This window comes from Halobacillus sp. K22, assembly GCF_052246795.1.
Classification (GTDB): Bacteria; Bacillota; Bacilli; order Bacillales; family Halobacillaceae; genus Halobacillus.
On sequence record NZ_JBQQCN010000002.1, the window covers coordinates 41,289 to 60,301 of the forward strand.

Here is a 19,013-nt window from a genome sequence, read left to right on the forward strand (position 1 = left end):
TTCTAGATACCCATACTATATTTGTTAAATGACTTTCCACTATAATAGTCTTTTTATACCACACTCAATTATTTTCAGAAAATAAAGATAGTTAAAAATACTCTGTATATGATTACCTATATTTCCTATAATTGGTTATATTACTCCTGGGAGGTATTTTATGAAGAAAAAACACGTAATACCAGTAGCTGTTTTATCATCTGCTTTATTTATGGGGACCGTTTCACCAGCACAAACGCTCGCTGTAAGTCCAAATGCCAATACAGAGGTTGTTCAGAAGAAAGTACATAGTGAAGGTAAAGGAAAACCTTTCTTCGTTAAAGAAATGCAGGCAGAAAAACAAAAGTCAGCAGATGGCAAAGCTGCGAAGGATTTTCTAAATAAAAATAAAGCAAAATTCAATATGGATAAACCCGAGGAAAGTCTGGAATCCGCTAAAGTCACGAAAGATGAATTGGGTATGACACACGTGAAGCTTCAGCAGAAAAAGAACAATATACCAGTGGAAGGTCATGAAGTTACCGTGCATTACAGCAATGATAATCGTGTGCAATCGGTTAGTGGACAATTCAACGAATCGATTGAAAAGGAAGGCCTGCCTTCCAAAGCTTCTCTATCCACCTCGGAAAGTATAAAACTCGCTAAAAAATCAGTTAAGGCTCCAGATCAGCTGGTAGAATCACCTAAAGCAGAGCTTGTCTATTATTCGTTTCAAGATGAAAATCATTTAGCTTACAAAGTAAATGTGAATTTCCTGGGCGATAAGCCTGGGAACTGGTCGGTTTATGTCGATGCGAATTCTGGCGAAGTCATTGATCAATATAACAAGATCATGCACGCACAGGATTATAAATCATCTAAGGGGTCTGGAATCGGTGTACTGGGTGATCAACGCCAGCTTCACATCACTCATAAAAACGACAAATCAGTTCAAAAGGGCACAAACTTTTACCTGTTTGATAACTCTCATGAAGACCTTGAAGGAATTTACACCTACGATATGAAAAATCAATGGGGGGATAGTGATATAAATTTCCCTGGAGTTCTTTTCAGCTCGCCAAACGCTTCATTTAAAGATGCTTATGACAGGCCGGCTGTAGATGCGCATTACAATTCTGAACAAGTTTACGAGTACTACCTGGAAGAGCATGATCGTAACTCTATTGATGGAGAAGGCATGGCCATCAAGTCCTCGGTTCATTTTGGCCAGGATTATAATAATGCCTTCTGGAATGGTGAGCAAATGACCTACGGAGATGGTGATGGCGAATTTTTCGTACCTCTATCAGCTGGTCTCGATGTAGCAGCGCACGAAATGGCACACGGGGTTACGACTTACTCCGCTGGTTTGAAATATCGTTTCCAATCCGGGGCGCTTAATGAAGCCTTCTCGGATATATTTGGTGCTTTAGTAGATGAGGAGGACTGGGAAATCGGGGAAGACATTATGGCAGAAGACGCTAGAGAGTCGGGCCGTACCTCCCTTCGCAGTCTGAGCAACCCTAGTAAATATTCAGTTGGCGAAAAATATACGTCATATGGAGATGGAGACGGAAAGTATCCTTCCCATATGGACGAGTACTATGATCTTCCTTTAGATCTGGATAATGGCGGTGTCCATATCAACTCTTCCATCATTAACCATGCAGCCTATCTAACAGGCGAACAGATTGGCAAAGATAAACTAGGGCAGATTTATTATCGTGCACTGACGGTTTATCTGACTCCAGATTCTGACTTCAGTCATGCGAGAGAATCCTTGATTCAGTCAGCTGTTGATCTATACGGTGATAATAGTGCAGAAGCCAAGGCCACAGAAGATGGATTGAATCAGGTAGGAATTACCGAATAATAAATGAATAAAAAATGAAGAAAGGCAGAGGTTTATAGAACCTCTGCCTTTCTTTGTGCATCAAGCTTATGAAGTTGTAACCTTACGTTTCTCTCGAATTACGGCATTAATAGCTTTCCGATTTTTCCAGACAAACTTACCCGCTTCTTCGCGCTTCAACACACGCTCACCTTCATCACAATAATCGAGGCCTCGCCCGTGCGCCGTGATCAAACCGTCACGATAAACCATCAGTGTCCAGTCTCCGCTCCGTTCCTTGTCCGAAAACACCAGATAGTGCTTAGCACCCTTCTCATCGTACTGCGCGAAATCACAAAAAGACGACAACAACTCTTCAATATCCCGTTTAGTTTTAATAGTCATCTTACTCCATCCCTTATTTTTCGTTTCTTTCATTATATCATATGACATTTTCATTTCACTTCTATCTACAAAACACTTTACTAAGCTACAGAATTAGACGAAAAATAGCTGAGCTCAGCAGCCTATAGTTTTAAATCCTCTTCCGGTCTACGACTCTCATATTAATTTTACAATATAATTTAACACGCCCGGTTTATTGAAATGAAATCATTAAAATTAACTAATTTAAAGGTTTTATGTTTATCATTCTTGAAAACCGGATAGCGTTAATTGCTATATTAATATATTTATATAACGTAGGAGGATAAAATGAAACAGCAAGTTCTGGGAGCAATCTGTTTAGCTTTAGCCGCTAGCATATGGGGCGGGATGTTTGTAGCCAGCAAATATGTGCTGGAATTCATTCCCCCATTCATGCTTATGTGTATCCGGTATTTAATAGGCTGTCTCTTGCTTTTTTCTATTATAAAAGTAAGGGAAAAACCTTCTGCAGCCAAAACAAATAAGGATTGGATGTTGCTTATCTGGATTGGTTTCATCGGTTATTTAGTCACGATTTCATTCCAGTTCATTGGAGTGGAACTATCCAATGCTCATACTGGGGCGTTAATCACAGCTACCACCCCTGTATTTATTGTGGTTTTTGCTAGAATACTTTTAAAAGAAGAAATTACTTATCGGAAAGCAGCCTCTCTGATCCTCGCCACAGTCGGCGTAGTGACTGTAATTGAATGGAACACTCAAATGAATGATTATCTTCTGGGCAGTTTCATTCTTTTTATGGCAGCGGTTTGCTGGGCTTTGCTATCTATTTACGTAAAAAAAGCTTCTTCCAAATTTTCATCACTGGAAATTACAGCGTATGGCATCCTCTTCGGAATGATAATGACTATACCTTTTATGATAGGAGAACTGCAATATTCCTCCTTTTCCATTCCTAACTTAACCGTTATTTCCGGCATACTCTATCTAGGAATAGTTTCCACGGCTGGAGGTTTTTATTTCTGGAACAAAGGGATGGAATTGATGGAAGCGGGTGTCGGTTCTTTATTTTACTTTTTCCAGCCGCTTACCGGAGCAGTATTAGGCTGGCTATTATTAGATGAATCCTTATCTTTCCAATTCTTTATTGGGTTCTTTCTAATTATGTGTGGGATTTTTATCGTTACTTGGAAACCTAAACCAAAACGTAACCTGACTTCCTCTGAATATATAAAAAAAGTAAGATAGTTAAATATACAGAAAAGCAAGTCTTTCATTATCTGCTCAGATAATGAAAGACTTGCTTATGAAAATTAATATCATTATTGCCCGCAAAAACTCCCCCGCCTTATAAGGGCGGGGGGAGTTTCGGAAAGCTATTAGGATGACTTCACCCAATAGGCTGCTTCATTCTCAGATGGGGAAGGCGGGAACTGATCGCCTTCATTCAAGCTGATCTCAGTATTGTCACTGGATTTATTGTTTCCACTTACAAGTTTATCTACTTTATAGTTACCGGATTCTGGTGCTTTTTCACCTGTTTTAAACTGTTTGTTTGCCATTTTTAAGGCACCTCCGTTATAATTTTAGTGAATCATTTAATAAAGTTACCAGCTTTATTTAGTGATAGGCTGCAACTCTTAGTTATTGCTAGAACCATTACCTGAGTTGCGGCCGCCTTTTTTACCAATCTTCTCAAAGTGTTTTTCTCCGTACTTATCACTTGTCGTTTCGCCGCCTTTTTGGCCGATTTCTTCATAAAATTCCTGATCGTGTTCTTGAGCGGTTGTTTCGCCGCCTTTCTTACCTATTTCTTCAAAGTGTTTTTGATTGTACTCTTCGCTGGTGGTCTCTCCGCCTTTTTGGCCAATATCTTCAAAATGCTTTTGGCTGTATTCCTGACTAGTGGTTTCGCCGCCTTTTTGACCAATATTCTCGAAGTGTTCTTGATCATATTTGCGACTTGTCTTCTCTCCGCCTTTACGACCAGCTTCTTCTCGACTCATCGTTTGATTTTGATTTTGATTATTGTTCTTAGCCATTTTATTTGACCTCCTTTGAATAAGATATAAATATTTACCACCAATCACATGGAGTTCAAACCCAAATATTTACTTGTAATATTTTTTTAATATAACTTATTGGATTTGAGGAATTTATACTTACCGTACCATTATTTCTTCTTTTAATTGTTGCTTAAGCCTTTCGCTGTTTCACTCACAATGTTTCCAGCTATTTCATCAGAGCCCTGTTTTCCTATATCTCCTATGCTCACGACACCACTGATGGCATCCTGATCAACAACAAGCAGACGGCGAATCTGATGATCCTGCATTAAACGAGCAGCTTCAGCTATTTCCATGTCTGAAGAACCTGTAATGATTTTCTCCGTCATAATATCCGAAGCTTTTACATGATCAGGCGAGCCCTTAGCCAAACCTTTCACGACGATATCACGGTCTGTAACAACGCCTGCATATTTCCCACCTTCGACTATTGGAACAAACCCAACGTCTTCTTCTCTCATACATTTTGCCACTTCCGACAAGTTATCGGAGGCCTCGCAAGTCATGAGTTGCGTATTCATATACTCTTTTAGTGCTGTCATCCTTCATCCACCTTTCTTGTTTATTTGCTTTACATTAGTTCGTTTTACTTTTAATGGTAATTTTAAACGGAGTTTCTCATATTTCCTACCTTCGTCTTATGAAACGGCGGAGAGGTTATTACTTTTGTCAGATTTTAGTCTGATAGAGAAGAAAGTGGTTTATGATTTCATTTAAAAGGAAAAGTAATACATTATATAAAAATAGTAAACGGTGATGATCGCCGCAGGGTTTGTTACGATGACCAGCCAAATTTCAATCGCTGTTTTTATACAAAAAATATTGAAAGGAGAGTCAGAAGATGATCACCGTTTTAGGGTATGTTTTCTTATTCACCTTCGTGGCTATCGTTCGTTTCTTATTAAGTAACAACGAAACTAGAAATCAATAAAGCTGCACAGCATTCACAATTAAGAAGTTTAGTGCTCTAAGGTGAATAAAAAAACAATGCTTCCACTCTGATTTGCGGAAGCATTGCCTCTTTATTTCTCCCATATGACCTCATCCACTTGCGCCCCTAAATGCCTGCCAGGCTGATCCTTAATCCCGAGAAGGCGATGTCCAACTTCGAGACTGAGTATAGGAAGTTCTCCTTCCTCCTCTTCCATCACATAAACACTCGAGGACTTTTGCAGCGTAGCTGAGATCGTCCCTTCTTCCGTTTGACATTCAATCCTTAGAAACGGACGCTTCTCTACCTTCACGCGTCCAAGAGGTAGTTCCCGGTCCTCTTTTCCAGACAAAAACAAGCTTTCTCCAGGGTTCAGTTCATGTAAGTAATACGTTTTTTCCTTTTGATATAAGTATTGATGAAATGCGCCGCAGTTAATACGAAATGGACGCGCTGGATACCCTTCCGAATCGCGGTTTTCGGATAGTACTTTCATGTATCCGTGTCCTGTATTTCCTACATAGAGCCCGTCCTCCGGGTCGAGGACGTCAATAAAATCCAGGCAGACTCTCATGCCTTCGCCGATTTCCTCAATTTTAGTTACTTCTATATATTCATTTTTGCTATTCATCGATTGATTGGACCTCCCTTTTCTTAATAAATATGCTCTGTTAAAGTTTATTGTTGATTATTCATAAGAGGCTTATTACACAATAGGGCCGTATACTGTAAGACTCAGTTTTGAGATATTTTGTAGGGATAGGGGCTCCAGGGAACGACTCGCTTTCCGCGGGCATGTGGTGAGCTTCCTCAGGCTTCGCCTTCCGGGATCTCGCCGATCATGTTCATCCCGCAGGAGTCTTCGCCGTTCCCTTCCGCCCCTTTGCGATCATTGAGAGCTCGAAGTTCTCTGCATAAACACCTTCCCATGAACAAGGATCATCTATAATCCACCTTGATTTTTACTGTTTGTTTACGTGTAGGAACCCTGTTATAGAAGCATTTGAGGCAGATAAAGCTTCGCTCCTGTCTTCTATAGCAGGGTCCGTTCACTAGATATCGTTGGTGTGGCGGAGGAAACGACGAGACTCCCGCGGGAGAAGGAGCGAGGCGAGACCCCACAAGGAGTGGTAACGACTGAGGAGGCTTGCCAGTTCCCCCGCAGGAAAGCGAGTTGTTTCCGTAGCCGCCTCATCCTTTTTTTGGTAATGGACCCGAATTATCTCGAAACTGAGTTTTACGCAAACGGGAGCTTATCCTTAAGATCAACACGGAAGTTTAACAGAGCCAATAAATAAAGTATATCAGAACCTTACAGTCGTCTCGAAGATGGAATATTCGAATAAATAGTTGTCCTTGAAGGTTCGGGTGTGTCATGGTTAATAAAAAGAACAGAGGTGATTTAATGACAACGTTGTTGGAACAAGCGCAATCCATGCAAGCGAGTTTGACCCAGTGGCGACAATATTTACATCAAAACCCTGAGACAGGGTATGAAGAATATAATACCTCCCGATTTGTTCAGGAAAAACTGAAAGAATCTGGTTATGAACCTTACGTAATAGCGAAAACCGGGGTCGTCGCTTTGATCGACTCTGGAAACCCTGGACCCACGGTTGGGTTAAGAGCCGACATGGATGCTCTTCCCATCCAGGATGAAAAAACGATAAGCTATGCCTCTAATACGCCAGGAAAAGCCCATTTATGCGGACACGACGGGCACACCACTATGCTGCTAGGCGCAGCAAAGCTATTAAAAGACAACCCTCCCAAACGAGGGAAGATCAAGCTTATTTTTCAGCCGGCGGAGGAAGCTCTGTTTGGAGCTCGAACGATGATTGAAGATGGAGTCCTTCAGAATCCGAAGATCGATGTGATGGCCGGACTCCATGTAAATCCGGATTACCTTACAGGTCAAGTAACCTGCGCCCAAAAAGAAGCCTGTGCAGCCGCTGATTTTTTTGATCTAGAAATCATCGGAAAAGGCGGGCACGCAGCCCAGCCTCATAAAGCAACTGATCCTATTAGTGTAGCTGCGGAAGTAATCAGTTCCCTGCAGCAGGTTGTCAGCCGCCAGGTAAATCCGTTGTCTCCAACGGTCCTTACCGTCGGCCAGATCCACGGTGGCTCGGCAAACAATGCGATTGCTCCAAGAGTTTCGATTGGCGGCACCGTCCGCACACTGGATCCAGAAGTGCGTGATTCAATTGAAGCTAAAATGGAAAGTATCATTAAAGGAATTACCCGAGGCTTTGGTATGGATTACCGGTTCCACTACCAATATTTCTATCCACCCCTTGTGAATGACGAAGATTTACTTCCTTCGGTAGAACAAGCCGTGAACGATGTATTCGGTCCAGGCAAATTCTCTGTCATCCCACCTTCAATGGGTGGAGAAGACTTTTCCTTTTACGCTGAAGAGATTCCAGCAATTTTCTTCCGTCTTGGAGTTAGAAATGAAGAAAAAGAAGCCGTTCACCCGCTTCATCATCCTCAGTTTAATCTCGATGAGGAGGCACTTCCTTATGGTTCGGCGACTTTGACGCAGTGGGCGCTTTCGATGACAGAGGATTTAGGGAAGTATAAATAACGGGGAAAGCTTGCAGAGATGAGATCTCTGCAAGCTTTCTTATTTAAATTGAAATCTATTTGGAGGGGCATGTTCCTCCCTCGATTGGGCCGTGCCCTCGCCTGATTGGGCCGTGCGCTCTCCCGATTGGGCCGTGCGCTCTCTTGTTTGGGCTTTGTGTAAACTGATCAGGTCTCCAGTTATTTATGATTAATTTAACCATTCCTCTATATTAGTCGGCATCTGATAAGTTCTTCCTTTTGTTTCTCCTTCCCCCTCAAGGTTTGTCCTATTTAATAGTTTTCCCATCATATAGCGTGAGGGAACATGTAAAAATTCGCGACAATCTTTATTAGTCATAGATTGACCAAAAAATAGGAAATAGTCTGCTATCGCTTGATAATGTGCTTCACTTGAACGACTTTTACAAAATGGACATTCCCATAACCTTCTAACTCTAGCCATAGCATAACGTTGGCACTTAGGACATTGAACTCCCGTCTCGATATAGGAAAAAGGGATCGAGAAAGCACCGAGAATATTAGAATAATAGGGACGATGCCCTTCTATAAGTTTCTCCGAAATACTGCCAGAGTTAAAACTTCTTCTCTTTTTATAAAAAGAATGAACCTCTTGAATTCTCTCTATCGTTTCTTCCAGATGAGTAATGGGTACGGTTGGATCTGCTTGTAGATCCATAGTAGTAGAGGGGTTGCTGATGGCGACATGAGGAATAATCGGATAATCGTGGATACCGCGTGCTTGAAACCAATGCTCCAGCTGGAGTTTTTGGCGGTTCACTTGCGCAACGGGGTTCGGAAGGCGCTCTTCTTTGCCTTGTGAAATGCGGCGAAATGGCTGAGACTTTCCTTCGTATATAATCGTTCCGGAGATATTTTTGACTTCTATAATGAAGCCTGCGTGAGGGGTTAAAAGTAGGGTATCGAGCTGAAAGGTTTTGCCGCATGCAAAGAGACGAAGATCTTCGAATATATGAAAAGTGGTTTTGGGGAGAAAATCAAGAAAGTAATCAAGCGCAAGTTCCCCGCGGTAACCCGCCCACCTCTTCTGAATAGAGTGCTCTATATTTCTTCTTTTCTCATATTGATCTGGCAGCCGGCGGTAAAGAGCTTCTTCCTGTCTTAATATTAGAGGCACGCTTCTTTTTTTACGATTCAATAGTTTCACTTCCTTCTTCAATAATAAGTCTATCTCTATTAAATCCATCTATCCTCTTTTTAGCAACAAAAAAGCGCACCCTGATGGATGCGCCCTCCCATTATTAAAACTCTTCATATTCTGCCGGATCCTGATCATTCAATCGGCCGTCCGGACGAGTTAATTCTGCAATCATCCCCATTTCAGCATCACTTAGTGAGAAATCGAATATAGATAGATTTTCAAGTTGACGCTTAGGAGAAGCTGACTTCGGAATCGGAATCGCCCCAAGCTGATGATGCCAGCGTAAGACAACTTGCGAGATCGTTTTATTGTGCTCATCCGCTATTTTCTGAAGCGTTTCATTTTGAACGATTTCGTTAGCTTTCGCAAGCGGACTCCAGGATTCCGTTTTAATTTCATGTTCATCATTGAAGATTCGCTGCTCTTCCTGATTGAAAAAAGGATGAAGTTCAATTTGATTGATGCTCGGCTTTACGCCCGTCTCGTTTTCCAGCCGCTCCAGATGCTCAGGGAGGAAGTTACATACGCCGATGGAACGGATGAGCCCCCATTTTTTTGCATCGATTAAAGCCTGCCAGGCCTCGACGTAATGATCCTGTTTAGGGTTGGGCCAGTGAATCAGATACAGATCATAGTAATCCAGGTCCGCACGGTACAGGGATTCCTGGATCGCTGTAACGACCTTATCATAGGTCTGATAACGACCGGGAAGCTTCGAGGTTATGATCAATTCTTCCCTTGAAATCGAACTGCGGCGGACGGCCTCTCCGACGGTTCCTTCATTTTCATAGTTATAAGCGGTATCAATCAGTCGATACCCGTTATCAATTGCGCTTGTAATGGCTTGAACGCCAGCATTACCGTTCAATGCGTAAGTGCCAAAGCCTATGGCTGGTAAGGTCAAACCATCATGAAGTGTAATAGTTGGAATACTCATAATCGACTCCTTCCTAAAGATGAATTCAGCGTATCACTTTAATGAATAATTTTCCAAATATTCGCTCTAATCTTACTCATTGTAAAACTATTATGAAAATATCTCTGAAACGAGGTTCTCGTTTATACTCAATACTGTTAAAATGATGGGATAGAAGGAAAGTAGGTGACTCCATTGAAAGAAACAGAAATCCAAGTATTGAAGATTATTGAGAAGAATGCAAATCTAGGCGTGGCAAAAATCGCCAAGCTGATGGGAAAGAGTGAACGGGAAATCCAGCAGGTGATTGATGACCTCGAAGAGAAAAAAGCGATTCTCGGCTACTCTACTCTCATTGACTGGGCAAAGGTCGTGGAGCACGAGGAAGTTACGGCTATGGTTGATGTGAAAGTGACACCGGCACGCGGGGTCGGTTTTGATAAAGTGGCAGAGCGTATTTATCGTTTTCCTGAAGTGAAAGCGGTGTACTTAATGTCCGGGGCATATGATTTATCTGTAACGGTTAATGGAAAGACCATGATGGATATTGGCCAGTTCATCTCCGAGAAGCTGTCAGCGCTCGATTCCGTTCTTTCCACCACCACTCATTTTGTCCTGAAAAGATATAAACACGACGGATTTATTTTGCATGACGATGATGAAGATGATAAGAGAATCGTGGTATCTCCATGAGTAAAAGATCGTTCGTATCGAAGCATGTGGAGGATCTGAAACCGTCGGGGATCCGCCGTTTTTTTGATGTGGCCGCCCAGATGGAGGATGTCATTTCACTGGGAGTCGGCGAACCGGATTTCGTCACACCGTGGAATTTTATCGAGCAAAGCTTCCACTCGCTGGAGCAAGGGTACACCTCTTATACGGAAAATGCAGGGATGATCGAACTGCGGAAGGAAATCAGTAATTATCTAGCTGGGAATTTTCAGGTAAACTATGACCCGGCTGACCAGTTGGTTGTTACGGTAGGCGCAAGTCAGGCCATTGATCTTGCTTTGAGGGCGGTGGTCGAACCAGGAGATGAAGTCATCGTGGTCGAACCAAGCTTTGTGGCTTATGTTCCTACTGTCAGTCTCGCTGGAGGAAAACCAGTCACAATCCAGGCAGATGCTGATAATGAATTTAAACTCACAGCAGAAGCCATTGAGAAAGCAGTCACCCCGAGAACGAAAGCAATTATGTTGTGCAATCCGAACAATCCGACCGGCACCTTTTTAACAAAAGAAGAGTTGGAGCCGATCGCTGAAGTGATTGAGAAGCACGATTTAGTGGCGCTGTCAGATGAAATCTATGCAGAGCTTACTTACGATGCTTCCTATACCAGTTTCCCTTCTCTCGCCGGGATGAAGGATCGAACGATTTTAATCAGCGGTTTTTCTAAAGCATTCGCGATGACTGGCTGGCGCCTCGGCTATGCAGCAGGACCGCCCGAGCTGATCGCGGCTATGGTAAAAATCCATCAATATACGATGATGTGTGCACCGACCATGGCTCAGCACGCGGCACTTGAAGCAATGAAAAACGGCGGGCCTAGTGTGCGGGATATGTTCGAAAGTTATAAGCAGCGAAGAAACTTTATTGTAACGAGCTTAAATGAAATGGGGCTCGACTGTCCGAATCCGGGCGGTGCGTTTTATGCCTTCCCATCCATTAAAGCTACCGGATTAACATCTGCTCAGTTTGCCGAGCAATTGCTTCATGAAGAGCAGGTTGCCGTCGTGCCCGGTGATGTATTCGGGGAGAGTGGTGAAGGCTATATCCGGTGTTCTTATGCCACATCGCTGAAGCAGCTTGATAAAGCGATGGACCGAATGAAACGGTTTGTGGAGAGCCGGACCGCAGAAACCGTCACGCAGTCGTAAATTGACCATAATAAAAACCACCTTCCTGAAGCTCAGGGAGGTGGTTTTGTTTTAGTTTACAGGGTCCTCTGGGTTTTCTGGTGGATCTTTTGGATCCTCACGAGGATTCTCTGGATCTTCCGGCTCCTCAGGCTCCGGTACATCATCGTAATTTTCTTTAGTCACACGTTTCGCACCTACGTATTTCGGCCCCCAGAAGCTGCTCGTCACTAAGTTAGTAACCGTGACTCCCTTGGAGACTGTAACATGAACAATCTGCTCATTTCCTACGTATATCGTTGGGTTCATATAATTCGCTTCCAAGTAAACAATATCCCCGGGCTGCAAGTCTTCTCTTGCGACATCCTCCCCAATTTCCATCTGAGCATAAGCGTCATCTGGAAGCTCAATTCCTTCCGCTTCCTTGAATACATATTGAACAAATTCAGCCGCTCCGAAGCCTTCCGGAGTCGTTCCGCCAGCTAGATAAGGAGATTCGCCTATGTATTTCGTTGCTTCTGATACCACCGGATCTTCTTCAGGAATTCGTAAATTCTCGAACCTTTTCACTCCGGTGAATTTCTTCTGCCAATAGGAAGAGCTAAGCGAAGCAATGCTGATACCATAGGTTCTCGAAGCGTGAATAATTTTCCCATTTCCTACATAAACGCCGTTATGCGAAATTCCTTCCCTGTATGTATCACTGAAAAATACGACATCGCCTACTTGAATATCTTCGAGAGCTACATCCTGACCTACCTCCCACTGCCGATCTGTGGACCTCGGAAGAAATAAACCTTTTGCCTCTTCATAGACACGTCTGGTGAAAGCGGAACAGTCAAATCCTTCTGTCGTTTCTCCACCGAATAAATACGGAATGCCAAGGTATGGCAGCGCAGCAGCTACATATTCATTTTCAACCGCGATGTCTTCTGGAAAAATTAATTCATAATTAAAGTTTTCTTTGTACGTCTCTCCTTTGTACGTGAATGTTCTCGTATTTTCCCCTTCTTCGAGAGGCTCCTCCAGATGAAGGACCGCTGTTTCTTCATTGTTAAAAGTCGCCGAAATTTGATAGGCGCTGATCGCCACCGCTTCTTCAAGCTCCAGGAACAGGTCACCATATCCAAATTCAGTATTATACGAGAGTAAAGCAAAATCACCCCGGATCATAGCTGCGTTAGGTTCAAACGTGGTAGCAGAAGTTCCAGAAATCAGCCCGTGCGAATATAACACCCTGAGGTAATCGGTGTACCAGGCCTGGTTATTCACATCTTCAAAAGGTAATGCATTCCCTTCCTGCATTTCGAGATTGTATCCCTCTACGATGATCTTTGATAACTCGGCGCGGGTAATATCTTCATTGGTGCCAAATAAACCATCACCGTTTCCTACAATAATTCCTTCATGATACAAAGCATTGACTGCTCCTGAATACCATTCTCCCTGCTTTACATCCGTAAACGGAGCAGCAGGAGCATTCTCTGTATCTAAGTCTAATAGATTGGCAATCATAAGCGCCGCTTCCGCCCGCGTAATTTCTGATTTAAACTTAAATTCTCCATCTCCATATCCTTGAACAATTCCTTTGTCTGCCAGTGCATGGATCGGTTCGTAATAAATCGTTCCTTCATTAACATCAGTAAACTGTTTAGATCCTGCATCCACTGTGTGCAGGGGGATAAGCAGAGCGATGGGCAGGGCAATTGAAGCAATGGCCCTTTTTACATATGTACGGCTAAGCATGGTCATTTCATTCCTCCTAAAGCTTATTGAAACGTCGATATTTGTCTCTAAATGCTATATCGACTCGAAATGAAAACTCTTCAATAAGCTGAAGTTATTTTTATAAAAATTAGGGAAGGAAGTAAAAAAGACCTAGTCTTATTGTTAGAAAAAAGACTGCCTCTATCGAGACAGTCTTCCCTGCTTCATTACCAGCTGTTACGTATCTATACGCCTACTCTGTCCTCATGAAATTTTTTACAACCTTCTGTTTAATTTTCTTCCTATACCTTTTCACCGTCGATACACTGACTGAGCGCTCGGCCGAAATCTCGTCCACCGTATAACCTTGAAGCGTTAAATGCAGAATCTCACTCTCCAGGCTGCTCAGCTGACTGCAGTAAAACACATCATAGAACTGATTAAATTCGGAAGTTGGATCAGGAAAGAACCCTTTCTCTTTCCGGCTCATAATCGTAATTCGATTCAAGTACTGATGCTCTTTGCGAAGAATGGTTCGAAAGTGGTAATTTAACTGCGAAGTAAAATAAGTAGAAAATTTAGCGAGTGAAGAGTCATAGCGCTTGCGGCACTGCTCATAGACAAAATAGGCATCCTGTATGTAATCCTCATAGGGCAGCGGGATACCTAATTTATTCAGCACATCACGTACGAGAGCTTGGTAATCTTCAAATGGACAGGGCAATTGGTTCATCGTTTCTCTTTTCTATTGAATATTCAATCATGTAGTACGCGCCTCCTTATTATTACCTATAATGGATAAAAATGATAGGCTATTTTTGTAAATTTTAGTCCTTTTACACTATAATTATTAAAAAATATCAGTATTCCTTTTAAAGTGATCTCTTGCCAATTCAGAAAATTGTGGTAAGATATGGACTAACATGACAGAGACCTAATAGAACTCTTATTTTTTTAAGGAAAAACGAAAGCGCTTTCGCAACTGTATCCACATATGTTCTGCTTATTTTTTTTACTCTTAATCGAAACCGGTTTCTGTTACCTGTCGATGGTTGGTGGGTCAGCATCCCACTTTATCATATACAACTCTTATAGGAGGAATTCATATTGAGAAAATGGTTGTTCATTTGTATCTTGCTGGTGATGGTTTTGGGGGCAGCAGCGTCTCCCGCGTTAGCTAAGGCAAATAAAGGAGCCGCGAATGAGTGGAGTGAGCAGGAGATCTTTTCCGACTTTGAGAAAAGCTTAAAAAATCAAAATGCTGCTTTATCGAAAGTAGAGTTCGCTAACCTTGTGAACCATGTGTTTGGGTACGAGGACAAGAAGGCTGACTATTGGGAAGCTGTCTTTAAAGACGGGCCTTCAGGAAATTCAGTTATCAAACAGGAGGATGCCATCGAAATAATGAGGCATCTTATGCCGGAAGAGGAAAAGTTAACTTCAAATGAACTGAGCATAAAACCTCAGAAGCCGCTCAAAGTGTGGAAAGCTGTAGAAATTTTTGACAGGGTAATCGAGCAAACGTACACGACGCCAGGTACATACCAGGATGAAACGATTGAAGGTACCGCGGTTATCAGTTCAGCTGATGTAAACCTCAAAAATACAACCATCACTGGGGATCTGTACATCACACAGGGAACCCAAAAAGGCTGGACGAAATTAGATGATATTACCGTAGAAGGAACGATTTACGTGCATAAAGAAGTCCAGAATCACGTTCGTTTAATCGATTCTGATGTGAATCAAGTGAAAATCTATGAACCTGGCCAGAAAGAAACAGACTGGTCGCTCGTTTGGTCAGATGAATTTATGACGGCCGAAATTGATGACTCCAAATGGACTTATGATATTGGCAACTGGATTGTCGATGAAAATGGAGAAGGAATCTCTCCAGGCTGGGGAAACAATGAGCAGGAGTATTATACTGACTCTCCGGAAAATTCGTATATTGAAGACGGAAAACTAGTAATTAAAGCTCAAAAAGAAGAAGAGCCAATTACGGATCAATTTGGTTCTTACGATTATACTTCCGCCAAGCTGAAAACGAAGGGATTATTCAGCAAGAAGTACGGTAAATTTGAAGCCAGAATGAAACTTCCGGAAGGCCAAGGGTTCTGGCCGGCTTTTTGGATGATGCCGGAAGACAGTGTCTACGGGGAGTGGGCTGCCTCAGGTGAAATTGACATTATGGAAGCAGCCGGAAATGACCCGAGCAATATTGGCGGAACGATTCATTACGGAGAGCAATATCCGAATAATACGTACCGCGGCACTGAATATCATTTTCCGGAAGGAACCGATTACACGGACTACCACACGTACTCTGTGGAATGGGAGCCGGGAGAAATCCGATGGTATGTAGACGGAGAACTCTACCAGACGCTGAATAACTGGTTTAGTAAAGGAGAAGACGAAGCTGCAAACTATACCTATCCTGCCCCTTTTGACCAGGAATTCTATCTTATTATGAATCTCGCTGTAGGTGGATGGTACGGCGGAAATGCAGATGAAACTACGCCTTTCCCGGGTATCATGGAAGTGGATTACGTCCGTGTCTATGAACTAACCGGACGCGATTATAAAGAACCCGTTAAACCTGAAGTTGAAGAAGAGGAGCTTCCTGAGGATGCTAAGCAGCCACTCGAAGAAGGAAACCTTATCTATGATAATCAATACACGAGAGAGATCAATATAGTAAATTCAGGAAGCGATTCCTATGATCCTTTGTATTGGAACTTCCTTCAGCTCCCAAACTTTGAAGGCGCTGGTTCCATCTCGACTTCTGATGTCGATGGAGAGACGTTTGCTAAAACCGAAATTAGTAATCCTGGCAATGCCCTGTGGTCGCTTCAATTGATCCAGAATGCAGCGATCGTTGAAGGCCACACGTATAAAGTCAGTTTTGATGCTAAATCCAACACATCACGAAATATGATGACCAAAGTTTCGGGTGGTGCGGAAAGAGGCTATGCCAACTACTCCGGCGAGCAATCGATCGCCCTGTCGGATCAGCTCCAGTCATACGAGTACACCTTTACACTGAACCAGGAAACGGATCTCGCCGCCCGACTCGAATTCAATATGGGAGGAAATGGGACAGCCCCTGTCTGGATTGGAAATGTCCGCATGGAAGATATTACAGGAACGGAAGAAACAAGTGATCAAAAGACCCCGCTTCCAGATGGAAATCATGTGTATAATGGAACCTTTGACCAGGGAGACCAGTCCCGCATGATTTATTGGAATGTGAATACTTCAGAGGATGCAGACGCGGAAGCAAGCGTGGATGCACAGACTCGTGAGCTGAACCTAAACGTCTCCGATGGCGGTGCTTCCCCTGACGCCGTCCAGCTGACGCAAACAGGACTTCAATTTTTGAAGGGCAATACGTACGACCTTACGTTTGAAGCCCGAGCCGAGGAAAATCAAACAATTGAAGTGGCATTTCTGAGTAAAGATGGAAATGTTCAATATGCGGAGCAGAATGTCCAGCTTTCGAAAGACATGGATACCCATGAAGTTACTTTCGAAATGCCGCAGGATATCACTGACCGCGAAGGACAACTTGTCTTTAATGTAGGCGGAAAGTCAGCTAACATCTATTTAGACAACGTCGTCCTGCTCCAAACATCCAATTTCGTCGACTACAGCAACGTGGACCTTTATCCTTTAAAGAATGGGGACTTTTCAAATGGACTACAACAGTGGTCTCCTTATGTTCACTTTGACGCCGTTGCTGAAGTGACGGCTGGAGATGGAGATCTGCAAGCTCAAATCACCAATTCGGGTAATGAAATGTGGAGTGTGCTCGTTGAACAGCCAGGACTTAAGCTCTCGAAAGGAGTCACGTACCAGCTCTCTTTTGACGCTCGTTCCACTGTAGCCAGAGACATCGAGGTAACGCTCGAGAACGCATCCTACCAGAGGTATTTAAGTGAAAAAGTGTCACTGGAAACGGAGACTCAGCGCTTTGAGTATGAATGGAACATGACCGCGGACGACACGGCTTCCCTGAAGTTTTTAATGGGACAATTTGCTGAAGCTCATGACGTTCATATCGACAACGTTGTTTTACAAGTAAAAAATGCAAGTGAGTACGAATAACTTATGAAGGAAAAGGGAAGCTGATGAAAGAGCTTCCCTTTTTTCAAACTTTAAGAAAGCGACACCTGTTTTTACACCAGTTCGTTCAGTCTTGCAATAAATCCTGGACGATATTATAATACATATATGTCAACAATCGAAAGCGCTTTCGATACCGGAGGAGATGGAAAAAACCATGGTAACCATATACGATATTGCAAAAAAAACCGGATACTCAGTTACAACCGTATCTAAAGCACTTAATAATTATGCAGATGTCAGTCAGAAAGCAAGAAAAACCATTCTGGATGCCGTGGAAGAGATGGGTTATTTACCTAATTCACATGCCCGCACCCTGACGACGAAAAAATCTTGGACAATCGGTGTTATTTTCATCGAATCTTTAGGGATTGGAATGAAGCATCCCTTTTTCAGTTCCGTTATTGAAAGCTTCCGCAAAAATGTAGAGATGCTCGGCTATGATCTGCTGTTTGCTTCCCGCATGATCAACAACCAGCAGAAAAGTTACCTGGAGCAGTTCAAATACCGTGGAGTCGACGGTGTCGTCATTGTCAGCTCTTTATTTAACGACAAACAGGTTAAGGAACTTATGGAATCAACCATTCCAACGGTAGTAATTGATTTACATAGCAGCGAATCAGCCGTTGTGAAATCGGATAACTTCGACGGAAGCTATAAAGCTGTCAATTACCTGTATTCCCTCGGCCACCGTGCCATGGCTCACATCGCTGGGCATGCTACCACGTTTGCGGGGCAGGAAAGACTAAACGGATTTTTAACCTCGACAAAATCTTTAGGACTCGATATAAAAGATGAATACATTGTGGACGGTAATTACTTTTCGAGGGAAGGAGGCTATGAAGCTATGAAAAAACTTCTGGCCCTTCCTAAACTCCCTACCGCTGTCTATGCAGCGGGTGATGAATTAGCTATAGGAGCTATGCAGGCCATCAAAGATTCTGGCTACAGCGTCCCTGAAGACTTTTCGATCATCGGGTTCGATGACATTGATATCGCCCAGTTCGTGAATCCACCATTAACAACTATCCGGCAGAATACGGATGTACTAGGAAAAGAAGCTGCGGAATTATTACTCCACCAAATCAACAGCCGGCAGAAAGTGAACGACAGCATCGTCGTACCGGTTGAGCTGGTCGTTCGTGAAAGCTGTAAAGCTCTCGTCCAGACGGAAAGCTCTCCATCCTGAAAAAAGCTGTATTCTCTAAGGTATGCCCTGGAGGATAACAGCTTTTTTATGCTGCGAGAAATAAAATACATATATAGATAAGCTCCCGATACTGTAGGACTTGGTTTCGAGACTTTTGAGAGATATTAGGTCCTGCGGGGGACGATTTCGCTTTCCGTGGGCATGTGGTAAGCTTCCTCGGGCTTAACAGCCCTGCGGGATCTTACCGATCATGTTCATCCCACAGGAGTATTCATCGTCCCCCTCCGGACCTTGCGAAATATAAAGCTCGAAAT

The 19,013-nt window shown here is 43.0% G+C and carries 16 protein-coding genes; 7 read left to right on the plus strand and 9 right to left on the minus strand.

Annotated elements, in window-relative coordinates; all coding sequences use genetic code 11:
* Positions 1-160 precede the first annotated feature (160 nt).
* Entirely contained in the window at positions 161-1,852 is a 1,692-nt protein-coding gene (locus ACTWPM_RS01815; RefSeq protein WP_443131359.1) for a M4 family metallopeptidase, read from the plus strand.
* Between the two features lie 66 nt (positions 1,853-1,918).
* On the opposite strand, the gene ACTWPM_RS01820 is transcribed toward ACTWPM_RS01815, so the two are convergent.
* On the minus strand, positions 1,919-2,263 hold the full coding sequence (locus ACTWPM_RS01820) for a hypothetical protein (protein ID WP_443131360.1): 345 nt from the start codon (positions 2,261-2,263) through the stop codon (positions 1,919-1,921).
* Positions 2,264-2,524: 261 nt separating this feature from the next.
* Between ACTWPM_RS01820 and ACTWPM_RS01825 the strand changes: the two genes are divergently transcribed.
* Entirely contained in the window at positions 2,525-3,445 is a 921-nt protein-coding gene (locus ACTWPM_RS01825) for a DMT family transporter (RefSeq protein ID WP_443131361.1), read from the plus strand.
* A 131-nt stretch (positions 3,446-3,576) separates the two neighbouring features.
* Here the strand turns inward: ACTWPM_RS01825 and ACTWPM_RS01830 are convergent, their stop codons facing one another.
* The 4 genes from ACTWPM_RS01830 to ACTWPM_RS01845 all read right to left on the minus strand — a co-directional run bounded on the left by ACTWPM_RS01830 (position 3,577) and on the right by ACTWPM_RS01845 (position 5,825).
* Positions 3,577-3,759, minus strand: a complete 183-nt coding sequence (locus ACTWPM_RS01830) for a YjzC family protein (protein ID WP_443131362.1) — start codon at positions 3,757-3,759, stop codon at positions 3,577-3,579.
* Positions 3,760-3,837: 78 nt separating this feature from the next.
* Positions 3,838-4,239, minus strand: a complete 402-nt coding sequence (locus ACTWPM_RS01835) for a glucose starvation-inducible protein B (protein ID WP_443131363.1) — start codon at positions 4,237-4,239, stop codon at positions 3,838-3,840.
* Between the two features lie 143 nt (positions 4,240-4,382).
* Positions 4,383-4,805: a CBS domain-containing protein gene (locus ACTWPM_RS01840; protein WP_443131364.1), complete on the minus strand. Its 423-nt coding sequence runs from the start codon at positions 4,803-4,805 to the stop codon at positions 4,383-4,385.
* Between the two features lie 480 nt (positions 4,806-5,285).
* On the minus strand, positions 5,286-5,825 hold the full coding sequence (locus ACTWPM_RS01845; RefSeq protein WP_443131365.1) for a 3-dehydroquinate synthase II: 540 nt from the start codon (positions 5,823-5,825) through the stop codon (positions 5,286-5,288).
* A 774-nt stretch (positions 5,826-6,599) separates the two neighbouring features.
* Between ACTWPM_RS01845 and ACTWPM_RS01850 the strand changes: the two genes are divergently transcribed.
* The gene (locus ACTWPM_RS01850; RefSeq protein WP_443131366.1) at positions 6,600-7,784 is read left to right on the plus strand and encodes a M20 metallopeptidase family protein; all 1,185 of its coding nucleotides are present in this window, start codon (positions 6,600-6,602) and stop codon (positions 7,782-7,784) included.
* A gap of 189 nt (positions 7,785-7,973) precedes the next feature.
* On the opposite strand, the gene ACTWPM_RS01855 is transcribed toward ACTWPM_RS01850, so the two are convergent.
* Both ACTWPM_RS01855 and ACTWPM_RS01860 read right to left on the minus strand, forming a co-directional pair.
* Positions 7,974-8,990: a nuclease-related domain-containing protein gene (locus ACTWPM_RS01855; protein ID WP_443131367.1), complete on the minus strand. Its 1,017-nt coding sequence runs from the start codon at positions 8,988-8,990 to the stop codon at positions 7,974-7,976.
* Positions 8,991-9,045: 55 nt separating this feature from the next.
* Positions 9,046-9,882, minus strand: coding sequence for an aldo/keto reductase (locus ACTWPM_RS01860; protein ID WP_443131368.1), 837 nt, complete (start codon positions 9,880-9,882; stop codon positions 9,046-9,048).
* Between the two features lie 174 nt (positions 9,883-10,056).
* On the opposite strand from ACTWPM_RS01860, the gene ACTWPM_RS01865 reads away from it, so the two are divergent.
* Complete coding sequence (locus ACTWPM_RS01865; RefSeq protein ID WP_443131602.1) at positions 10,057-10,554, plus strand: Lrp/AsnC family transcriptional regulator; 498 nt, start codon at positions 10,057-10,059, stop codon at positions 10,552-10,554.
* A complete protein-coding gene (locus ACTWPM_RS01870) occupies positions 10,551-11,738 on the plus strand; it encodes an aminotransferase (protein WP_443131369.1) in 1,188 nt (395 codons plus the stop codon). Before ACTWPM_RS01865 ends, ACTWPM_RS01870 begins: the two co-directional genes overlap by 4 nt.
* Before the next feature lie 51 nt (positions 11,739-11,789).
* Here ACTWPM_RS01870 and ACTWPM_RS01875 read toward each other — a convergent pair whose 3' ends face one another.
* Together ACTWPM_RS01875 and ACTWPM_RS01880 are read right to left on the minus strand one after the other, a co-directional pair.
* Positions 11,790-13,469 (minus strand): NlpC/P60 family protein, encoded by a 1,680-nt coding sequence (locus ACTWPM_RS01875; RefSeq protein WP_443131370.1) that lies wholly within the window; start codon positions 13,467-13,469, stop codon positions 11,790-11,792.
* Positions 13,470-13,677: 208 nt separating this feature from the next.
* On the minus strand, positions 13,678-14,157 hold the full coding sequence (locus ACTWPM_RS01880; protein WP_443131371.1) for a sigma-70 family RNA polymerase sigma factor: 480 nt from the start codon (positions 14,155-14,157) through the stop codon (positions 13,678-13,680).
* 374 nt (positions 14,158-14,531) lie between these two features.
* Here ACTWPM_RS01880 and ACTWPM_RS01885 point away from each other — a divergent pair, with 374 nt between their 5' ends.
* Both ACTWPM_RS01885 and ACTWPM_RS01890 read left to right on the plus strand, forming a co-directional pair.
* Positions 14,532-17,531, plus strand: coding sequence for a carbohydrate binding domain-containing protein (locus tag ACTWPM_RS01885; protein ID WP_443131372.1), 3,000 nt, complete (start codon positions 14,532-14,534; stop codon positions 17,529-17,531).
* 175 nt (positions 17,532-17,706) lie between these two features.
* The gene (locus tag ACTWPM_RS01890) at positions 17,707-18,738 is read left to right on the plus strand and encodes a LacI family DNA-binding transcriptional regulator (protein ID WP_443131373.1); all 1,032 of its coding nucleotides are present in this window, start codon (positions 17,707-17,709) and stop codon (positions 18,736-18,738) included.
* The last annotated feature ends 275 nt before the right edge of the window (positions 18,739-19,013 follow it).